This is a genomic window from Escherichia sp. MOD1-EC7011, assembly GCF_002965005.1.
GTDB lineage: Bacteria > Pseudomonadota > Gammaproteobacteria > Enterobacterales > Enterobacteriaceae > Escherichia > Escherichia ruysiae.
This window is the reverse complement of sequence record NZ_PTRD01000015.1, coordinates 93,573-102,939: the sequence shown is the minus strand read 5'-3', so window position 1 is coordinate 102,939 and position 9,367 is coordinate 93,573. Positions and strand designations below refer to the sequence as shown.

Here is a 9,367-nt window from a genome sequence, read left to right as displayed (position 1 = left end):
CGTCGGCAGGGTCTTTATTTGCAAGCCATTTTTGTGCAGGGGCACCGGCACAAACTACCGTGTCAAATGTTTTCCCAACAATTTCGCCGATGTTGGTTGAGCGATATTGTGCATCGAAACGACGTTGTCTTAATAAAGTTGTACCGACAAAACCGGAATATCCAATCAATGCGTCCATTCTTCCCCCCTAGTCTGTGGTGTTAAACCATCACGACCAGTTTGTACATAATTAGACTCTAGTGGCAGAGAAGTGTGCATAACATTAAACCTATCGGTATTAACCATGACTTCACTTGTTCGTTCATAAACCACTGCATATTCTGCCTGTGAGTTGCTTTCATCCAGCAGGCGCCCCAAATACTCGCCAAAAAAAGCCATCATGACGAACTGAATTATAAATAGTGAAGTTACAACTAATATAGACGTTGTCCAGCCCTCAACAATAAGCCCACTGAACAGATGGATCAACACGCTATAACACGCAAATAGAAAACCCGCAAGACTTCCGCCGAAACCGAGAATAGACATCCAACGTAGCGGCTTAGTGGAGTTAAATATTACCAAGTGCATCAATCGATGCAATGATGTTACTACCCCGGCGCCCTCTGATTGTTTTAGCGGTTTGTAGATGAGGGCTTCGGCTGGATAGCCGGTTTTGTGAATACGAAGATAGAATTGATGGTGAAATCGACCGATTCGAGTAACGGCATTTACAGCGCGACGGCTTAAACAACGTAACCCCGTTGAATTAGAAGGAATCTCATAATCTATGGTGCGCAATGCAACATTCATGAGTCGACGAAGTATCCGATAACGTAGTGAACGAACGCTATTCGAGACACCAATTACGACATCGGCACCTTCACGACATTTGTTAACACTTTGAGGTACGACTTCTACCGGATCGGCCAGTGGATTCCATAAAACAACAAAATCACCAATAGCACTTTCTAATCCAGCCGCTAACGCAACATCATGAAATACGGGAGTGGATAGCTGGATTATTCGTACACAAGGAATATCCTTCAACACTCGATCTTCTACCTGTGCACTCGTACTGTCTAACCCCGGTGCTATCACGACTAATTCGTAATGTAGTGGTCAACAAAAACTGGCCATGATTTTAGATTTTTTCTGGTATCTATTTCCCGACAGTCAGGATTTTCTCCTTGCCGTCAATCTTGTAGCGAATCTGCCATACCTTTTTCCCGGATACAGGGACATAAATGTACAGGCCATTACCATCGAGAAGGCGGTATGGTTTTTCTTTCGGCTTTGCTGCTTCAATCTGCTTAACGGTGAGCATGGGTAAAAATCCGGTGGGTAAAATTATTTTATCCACTTTTACCCGTCATGGAGTGCGGCTGTTAACAATCTTACGCGAACCATGACGAACTGTGGATGCACGGGAAGCTTGATATTCAAGGGGATTTTGCGGACTGGTACGGATGGGAGCGAACTGATAAATGGTGTCCCCTGCAGGAATCGAACCTGCAATTAGCCCTTAGGAGGGGCTCGTTATATCCATTTAACTAAGAGGACAATGCGGCATGAGTATAACCGCTATTAAACAGCGGGGTAAGTACACTGCCGTTCGATTGCTTAAACCCTCGCCACTTATAGCGGATTTTTATCATTTTTCTTAATGATTTCCGCATGTTCTGCTTTCTGGCGTGCCTCTTCTTTACGCTTGTTACTCATATCGTTACGGATTTGCGCATGGCTCATTAATGCGAAGATGAAGGTGCCGCCGCAGATGTTTCCCGCCAGAGTAGGTAGCGCGAATGGCCAGATGAAATCGCTCCAGTGCAGCGTGCCGTTAAAGACCAGATAGAGGATCTCTACAGAACCGACAACGATGTGGGTAGTGTCGCCCAGTGCGATAAGCCACGTCATCAATATAATTACTACAATCTTTGCCGCTCCCGCCGCAGGGAACATCCATACCATTGTGGCTATAAGCCAGCCGGAGATGATCGCGTTAGCAAACATCTCGCTGGGGGTGTTCTTCATCACATCCATGCCGATTTTGACAAACGCATCGCGGGTTTCTTCATTAAAGATAGGCATATACTCAAACGCCCACGCCGCAATACCTGTTCCGAGAATATTACCCAGCAGCACGACGCCCCATAACCGCATCAGTAAGCCGATGTTGCCCATGGTCGGTTTTTGCATCACTGGTAGTACCGCCGTTACGGTATTCTCAGTAAATAATTGCTGGCGTGCCATAATGACGATAATAAAACCAAAGGTATAACCCAGATTCGCCAGCAAAAAACTCCCCGGTACGCCTTCCAGTTTGACATGAAATATCCCTTTTGCCAGTAGCGAAGCGCCCATCGACAGACCCGCCGCAATGGCTGACCACAGTAGCGCCATCGCGTCGCGCTCCAGCTCTTTTTCGCCGTCCTGACGGATATGTTCGTGAATAGCCATCGCTCTGGAGGGGAGCCGGTCTTCATCTATTTCTATTTTTTTTCCACGCTCTTTTTCTTCGCTCTCTACTTCAAGTTCGTCGCTGTGTTTATCTATTTTGTCATTGTCCATGATGTCGTCTCTTGAATTAGCACGTATAGCTAAAGCGTAGCGGCTTTTTTGCTCGCAACTGGCGGGAGTTACTCTGAAAATGTATAAAAGGCGGCGTTTGCCTTTTTCTGTTTCTACAGAATCAAGTAGCCTACAGGGCGGCGATTACCAGGCTATGATCAAGTCAGCAAACCAGGGCGTCTGGACATCAGTTGACGTGCTGTTACAATCGCCCACACCTAAACAGGCGGATACGGTATCGTTCCGTCATGGATGGCAAACTGCATAAGCCATAAAAAAGCCATAAAAAACAGGGAGACATTTATGAAGCTTCGCCTGTCGGCGCTTGCTCTGGGAACTACGCTTCTGGTGGGGTGTGCGAGTTCCGGTACAGATCAGCAAGGGCGTTCTGACCCGTTAGAAGGGTTCAACCGCACCATGTACAATTTTAACTTCAATGTGTTAGACCCGTATGTGGTTCGACCGGTAGCGGTCGCCTGGCGTGATTATGTTCCGCAACCGGCGCGTAACGGTTTGAGCAACTTCACCGGCAACCTGGAAGAACCTGCGGTGATGGTTAACTACTTCTTGCAGGGTGACCCTTATCAGGGGATGGTCCACTTTACCCGCTTTTTCCTGAACACCATTTTGGGAATGGGCGGTTTTATTGATGTTGCTGGGATGGCGAATCCGAAACTGCAACGCACCGAACCTCACCGTTTTGGCAGTACGCTCGGTCACTATGGCGTGGGTTATGGGCCGTACGTTCAGTTACCGTTCTACGGTAGCTTTACGCTGCGTGATGACGGCGGTGATATGGCAGACAGCCTTTACCCGGTACTTTCCTGGCTGACCTGGCCGATGTCGGTGGGTAAATGGACGCTTGAAGGGATCGAAACTCGTGCGCAGTTGCTGGATTCTGACGGCTTGCTTCGTCAGTCCTCCGATCCTTACATTATGGTGCGCGAGGCTTACTTCCAGCGTCATGATTTCATCGCCAATGGCGGTGAGCTCAAACCGCAAGAAAACCCGAACGCGCAAGCGATTCAGGATGATTTAAAAGATATCGATTCTGAATAAGACGCAAATAAAAAAGGTGAGTCGTAAAACTCACCTTTTTTCTTATTAAACGAACGTGTTATTAGAACGCGTAGTTAAAGTTAGTCCCGAACAGCCAGGCTTTACCTTCAGACTCGAAAGAATAAGCTGCCGCACCTTCACCTTCGGTGAATTTCACTTTCTGACCATGCATATAAGATGCGCCAACGTCAATGGATGCATCTTCATTAAATGCATAGGTTAACCCAGCACTTAACCACAAACGATCCTGGTCAGGAATGGAAATAGAGCGTTTATCTGCCGGAACCGGGCTGTCGTCATAGGCGATACCGGTACGGAAGGTCCAGTTTTTATCGTAATAGTAGGTTGTACCCAACGCGATACGATATGCGTCACGGAATCCTTCATCTTTATAGAACAGCGTCTGACCACTATCGCCTTTCGCTTTCAACTCCTGGAACTGACTCCAGCTGGTATAGGCCATGCTGTAGTGAATTGCCCACTGCGGCGCAACACGGTTATAACCAGAAATCTCCCACATCTCAGGCAGGTTGAGCGTCAAGGATCCATTTTGTGTTGCACCCATCGTGCCATATGGCAAGCCCATATTACCCAAAATGTTGTTCAGATTTGGGTTAATGGAGCTTTTGTAATCCCCTTCGAAGTCGATTTTAACTTCTGAACGATATGTCAGGCCCCAACGGTTATCTTTATCCAGTTCATAAAGAATACCCGCGTTCCAGCCAAAGCCCCACTCGTCACCTTTCAGATGAGCAATTTGAGAGTCCGGAGTATTAATACCATTGGTCAATGACGCGGGTACACCTTGGGCAATCAACTGTTGAGACAACAAAGGCCCCAGCGAACCGGCGTAACGCTCAATTTTTGCCTTGGCGTAAACAGCATCAAAACCAAGACCAAAACTCCAGCTATTGTTAAGGCGATAAGCCCCGCTAAGGTTAAGGTTGATTGTCTGCAGATCGGTTTTGCCGCCATAGATACCAGCAGCATAGTTGTCGGTAAATTCCGTAGCCAGGCCGTAGTTGGACGTTATTGACGCTCCCCAACCAAACTGATCGTTAATAGGCGCGACAAAGTGCAGGTTAGGGACCCACGCTGTCGGTGCGATATTTTTAGCATTTGCACTCTGACCGGTTAAATTAGAATGCCCGGTAATATCTACATCCGGATCAATATAAACCGCACCCGCAGAAAAAGTCGGGCGGTCAAACATGGTAATCAACGCGGGGTTACGGCTGACGTTACCGGCATCATCGGCAATTGCGCCTTCCCCTGAATAAGCCCGACCCAGGCCAGAGGAAGAAAATTCGTTTAACTGAAAGCCTGCCGACCAGGCCTGGGTGGAGATAAGTGCCACTGCGACTGCGAGAGCAGACTTTGTAAACAGGGTTTTCTGGCTCATGACCATAACCTCAATAATTTATTTTTATACAAACTATGTTACGTGCTGTAACAGGAGCGCGAAGTGTAGGGGCTGATGTACATCTTAGAAATCAGACCAGTGGCGAGAGTATAGGTCTGACCAGATAGGATGTTGCAAGTATGTTTCTATCTTTTTTCAAATATGATCTAAGAAACGCGATCCAGCTGGCAAAATTTAGAGGTGGCGCACTCATCCATCCGGGTGAATTTTGTTTTAGATCATTTTTAAGTGTGATTTCGGTCACTTATCCGATTTTGCAGAATTAACAACTGGAGCAGCACTTTCCGGAAGCGTAAAATATCCGCAACGTTTATCTGGCACCTTGGGTGCACATACAGAGGAAATCAACGATGAGTAAATGTAGTGCTGATGAAACCCCGGTTTGCTGCTGTATGGATGTTGGCACCATTATGGACAACTCCGATTGCACCGCGTCTTACAGCCGCGTGTTTGCAAACCGCGCAGAAGCAGAACAAACGCTGGCGGCGCTGACTGAAAAAGCCCGTAGCGTGGAATCCGAACCGTGCAAAATCACCCCGACTTTCACTGAAGAGTCTGATGGTGTTCGCCTGGATATCGATTTCACTTTTGCCTGCGAAGCTGAAATGCTGATCTTCCAGCTGGGTCTGCGTTAATTCCTCTCAGGTACGCACGCCCTTGCCAGTTGCTGGCAGGGGCGTTTTGTTTTCTCTTCTTCTTTTCTCTCTGTGTCATAGCTCCCACTTTCCCTTTTCTCCACTTGGCTAAATGTAAAAAAATGGTTAAGACTATGATCAGGTCAGACCACTTTATCTATTTTTTTACAGGGGAGTGTTATGGGTCAGGTTTTACCGCTGGTTACACGCCAGGGCGATCGTATCGCCATTGTTAGCGGATTACGCACGCCTTTTGCTCGCCAGGCGACGGCTTTTCATGGTATTCCCGCTGTTGATTTGGGGAAGATGGTCGTCGGAGAACTGCTTGCTCGTAGCGAGATCCCCGCCGAAGTGATTGAACAACTGGTCTTTGGTCAGGTCGTACAAATGCCGGAAGCCCCCAACATTGCGCGTGAAATTGTTCTTGGCACCGGAATGAACGTCCATACCGATGCTTACAGCGTCAGTCGTGCCTGTGCCACCAGTTTCCAGGCTGTTGCAAACGTCGCCGAAAGCCTGATGGCGGGAACCATTCGTGCGGGGATTGCCGGTGGGGCAGATTCCTCGTCGGTATTGCCGATTGGCATTAGCAAAAAACTGGCGCGCGTGCTGGTGGATGTCAACAAAGCCCGCACAATGAGCCAGCGTCTGAAACTCTTCTCTCGACTGCGTTTGCGTGACTTAATGCCCGTGCCGCCTGCTGTAGCGGAATATTCCACCGGCTGGCGGATGGGTGACACCGCTGAACAAATGGCGAAAACCTACGGCATCACCCGCGAACAGCAAGATGCATTAGCGCACCGTTCGCATCAGCGAGCCGCTCAGGCGTGGTCGGAAGGTAAACTCAAAGAAGAAGTGATGACCGCCTTTATCCCCCCTTATAAACAACCGCTTGCCGAAGACAACAATATTCGCGGTAATTCCTCGCTTGCTGATTACGCAAAGCTGCGTCCGGCGTTTGATCGTAAACACGGAACGGTAACGGCAGCGAACAGTACGCCGCTGACCGATGGCGCTGCGGCGGTGATCCTGATGACCGAATCGCGGGCGAAAGAATTAGGGCTGGTGCCGCTGGGGTATCTGCGCAGTTATGCATTTACCGCGATAGATGTCTGGCAGGACATGCTGCTCGGCCCGGCCTGGTCAACGCCGCTGGCGCTGGAACGTGCCGGTTTAACGATGAGCGATCTGACATTGATTGATATGCATGAAGCATTTGCTGCCCAGACGCTGGCGAATATTCAGTTGCTGGGTAGTGAACGTTTTGCCCGCGATGTGCTGGGGCGCGCACATGCCACTGGTGAAGTGGACGACAGCAAATTTAACGTGCTTGGCGGTTCGATTGCTTACGGGCATCCCTTCGCGGCTACTGGTGCGCGGATGATAACCCAGACATTGCATGAACTTCGCCGTCGCGGCGGTGGATTTGGTTTAGTGACCGCCTGTGCCGCAGGTGGGCTTGGTGCAGCAATGGTTCTGGAGGCGGAATAATGGAAATGGCATCAGCATTTACCCTCAATATGCGTCTGGACAATATCGCCGTCATCACCATTGATGTTCCTGGCGAGAAAATGAACACCCTGAAGGCGGAGTTTGCCTCACAGGTACGCACCATTATTAAACAACTCCGCGAAAATAAAGATCTGCGCGGCGTGGTGTTTATCTCCGCGAAACCGGACAACTTTATTGCCGGCGCGGATATCAACATGATCGGCAACTGCAAAACGGCGCAAGAAGCGGAAGCACTGGCGCGGCAGGGGCAACAGTTAATGGCAGAGATTCATGCTTTGCCCGTTCCGGTTATTGCGGCTATTCATGGCGCTTGCCTGGGCGGCGGGCTGGAGTTGGCGCTGGCGTGCCACGGTCGTGTTTGTACTGACGATCCTAAAACGGTGCTCGGTTTGCCTGAAGTTCAGCTAGGATTGTTACCCGGTTCAGGCGGCACCCAGCGTTTACCACGCCTGATAGGTGTCAGCACAGCATTAGAGATGATCCTCACTGGAAAACAACTTCGGGCAAAGCAGGCGTTAAAGCTGGGACTGGTGGATGACGTCGTTCCGCACTCCATTTTACTGGAAGCCGCTGTAGAGCTGGCGAAGCAGGATCGTCCGGTTTCGCGGACACTTCCGATTCGCAAACGTGTGATGGCGGGGCCATTAGGTCGTGCGCTGTTATTCAAAATGGTAAGCAAAAAAACAGAACAGAAAACCCAGGGCAACTACCCGGCGACAAAACGTATTCTTGAGGTTATCGAGACCGGGTTAGCGCAGGGCACCAGTAGCGGCTATGACGCTGAAGCTCGAGCCTTTGGTGAACTGGCGATGACGTCGCAATCAAAGGCATTGCGCAATATCTTTTTTGCCAGTACCGACGTGAAGAAAGATCCCGGCAGCGATGTTGCCCCCGCTCCTTTAAATAGTGTGGGAATTTTAGGTGGTGGCTTGATGGGCGGCGGTATTGCTTACGTCACTGCCTGTAAAGCGGGTCTGCCGGTACGAATTAAAGATATCAACGTCCAGGGGATTAATCATGCGCTGAAATACAGTTGGGATCAGCTTGAGGGCAAAGTGCGCCGTCGGCATCTCAAAGCCAGCGAACGCGACAATCAACTGGCATTAATTTCGGGAACGACGGATTATCGCGGCTTTGCCCATCGCGATCTGATTATTGAAGCAGTGTTTGAAAATCTCGAATTAAAACAACAAATGGTGGCAGAAGTTGAGCAGAATTGCGCCGCTCATACCATCTTTGCTTCGAATACCTCATCTTTACCGATTGGTGATATCGCCGCTCACGCCACGCGACCTGAGCAAGTTATTGGCCTGCATTTCTTCAGTCCGGTGGAAAAAATGCCGCTGGTAGAGATTATTCCTCATGCGGGTACATCGGTGCAAACCATCGCCACCACGGTAAAACTGGCGAAAAAACAGGGCAAAACGCCCATTGTCGTGCGTGACAAAGCCGGGTTTTACGTCAATCGCATCTTAGCGCCTTACATTAATGAAGCTATCCGCATGTTGACCGAAGGTGAACGGGTAGAGCACATTGATGCTGCGCTGGTGAAATTTGGTTTTCCGGTAGGGCCAATCCAACTTTTGGATGAGGTAGGAATCGATACCGGGACTAAAATTATTCCTGTACTGGAAGCCGCTTATGGAGAACGTTTTAGCGCGCCTGCAAATGTTGTTTCTTCAATTTTGAACGACGATCGCAAAGGCAGAAAAAATGGTCGGGGATTCTATCTTTACGGTCAGAAAGGGCGTAAAAGCAAAAAACAGGTCGATCCCGCCATTTACCCGCTGATTGGCGCGCAAGGGCAGGGGCGGCTCTCCGCACCGCAGGTTGCTGAACGGTGCGTGATGTTGATGCTGAATGAAGCAGTACGTTGTCTGGACGAGCAGGTTATCCGTAGCGTGCGTGACGGAGATATTGGCGCGGTATTTGGCATTGGTTTTCCGCCATTTCTCGGTGGACCGTTCCGCTATATCGATTCTCTCGGCGCGGGCGAAGTGGTTGCAATAATGCAGCGACTGGCCACGCAGTATGGTTCCCGTTTTACCCCTTGCGAGCGTTTGGTCGAGATGGGCGCGCGTGGGGAAAGTTTTTGGAAAACAACTGCAACTGACCTGCAATAAGAAGGTCAAAGCTATATGAATCCGCGCTGAATGGCGGAGTGTTGGTCAAAATGTAAACGCATATT

Annotated in this window: 7 protein-coding genes, 1 tRNA gene and 1 pseudogene; 4 read left to right on the top strand and 5 right to left on the bottom strand. The window is 49.5% G+C overall.

Annotated elements, in window-relative coordinates:
* Positions 1-165: 165 nt before the first annotated feature.
* The 4 genes and pseudogenes from A7098_RS07635 to A7098_RS07620 form a co-directional block, all read right to left on the bottom strand.
* The gene (locus A7098_RS07635) at positions 166-1,032 is read right to left on the bottom strand and encodes a glycosyl transferase family 2 (protein ID WP_301005539.1); all 867 of its coding nucleotides are present in this window, start codon (positions 1,030-1,032) and stop codon (positions 166-168) included.
* Between the two features lie 112 nt (positions 1,033-1,144).
* Positions 1,145-1,306: pseudogene (locus tag A7098_RS07630) on the bottom strand (Arm DNA-binding domain-containing protein); the annotation flags it as partial.
* Positions 1,307-1,467: 161 nt separating this feature from the next.
* Positions 1,468-1,542, bottom strand: a tRNA-Arg gene (locus A7098_RS07625).
* A 75-nt stretch (positions 1,543-1,617) separates the two neighbouring features.
* Positions 1,618-2,550, bottom strand: a complete 933-nt coding sequence (locus tag A7098_RS07620; RefSeq protein ID WP_105280587.1) for a formate/nitrite transporter family protein — start codon at positions 2,548-2,550, stop codon at positions 1,618-1,620.
* 303 nt (positions 2,551-2,853) lie between these two features.
* Between A7098_RS07620 and mlaA the strand changes: the two genes are divergently transcribed.
* Positions 2,854-3,609 (top strand): phospholipid-binding lipoprotein MlaA, encoded by a 756-nt coding sequence (gene mlaA / locus A7098_RS07610; RefSeq protein WP_000776780.1) that lies wholly within the window; start codon positions 2,854-2,856, stop codon positions 3,607-3,609.
* Between the two features lie 61 nt (positions 3,610-3,670).
* On the opposite strand, the gene fadL is transcribed toward mlaA, so the two are convergent.
* The gene (gene fadL / locus A7098_RS07605; RefSeq protein ID WP_024212665.1) at positions 3,671-5,011 is read right to left on the bottom strand and encodes a long-chain fatty acid transporter FadL; all 1,341 of its coding nucleotides are present in this window, start codon (positions 5,009-5,011) and stop codon (positions 3,671-3,673) included.
* Between the two features lie 371 nt (positions 5,012-5,382).
* On the opposite strand from fadL, the gene A7098_RS07595 reads away from it, so the two are divergent.
* The 3 genes from A7098_RS07595 to fadJ all read left to right on the top strand — a co-directional run bounded on the left by A7098_RS07595 (position 5,383) and on the right by fadJ (position 9,302).
* A complete protein-coding gene (locus A7098_RS07595; protein WP_001296261.1) occupies positions 5,383-5,667 on the top strand; it encodes a YfcZ/YiiS family protein in 285 nt (94 codons plus the stop codon).
* A gap of 180 nt (positions 5,668-5,847) precedes the next feature.
* Entirely contained in the window at positions 5,848-7,158 is a 1,311-nt protein-coding gene (fadI, locus tag A7098_RS07590; protein ID WP_105280586.1) for an acetyl-CoA C-acyltransferase FadI, read from the top strand.
* Positions 7,158-9,302, top strand: a complete 2,145-nt coding sequence (gene fadJ / locus A7098_RS07585) for a fatty acid oxidation complex subunit alpha FadJ (RefSeq protein WP_105280585.1) — start codon at positions 7,158-7,160, stop codon at positions 9,300-9,302. Before fadI ends, fadJ begins: the two co-directional genes overlap by 1 nt.
* The last annotated feature ends 65 nt before the right edge of the window (positions 9,303-9,367 follow it).

Bases quoted from the DNA above. Each gene is read 5' to 3' on its own strand.
- A7098_RS07620 (WP_105280587.1), bottom strand. From the start codon at position 2,550: ATGGACAATGACAAAATAGATAAACACAGCGACGAACTTGAAGTAGAG.
- mlaA (WP_000776780.1), top strand. From the start codon at position 2,854: ATGAAGCTTCGCCTGTCGGCGCTTGCTCTGGGAACTACGCTTCTGGTG.
- fadL (WP_024212665.1), bottom strand. From the start codon at position 5,011: ATGAGCCAGAAAACCCTGTTTACAAAGTCTGCTCTCGCAGTCGCAGTG.
- A7098_RS07595 (WP_001296261.1), top strand. From the start codon at position 5,383: ATGAGTAAATGTAGTGCTGATGAAACCCCGGTTTGCTGCTGTATGGAT.
- fadI (WP_105280586.1), top strand. From the start codon at position 5,848: ATGGGTCAGGTTTTACCGCTGGTTACACGCCAGGGCGATCGTATCGCC.
- fadJ (WP_105280585.1), top strand. From the start codon at position 7,158: ATGGAAATGGCATCAGCATTTACCCTCAATATGCGTCTGGACAATATC.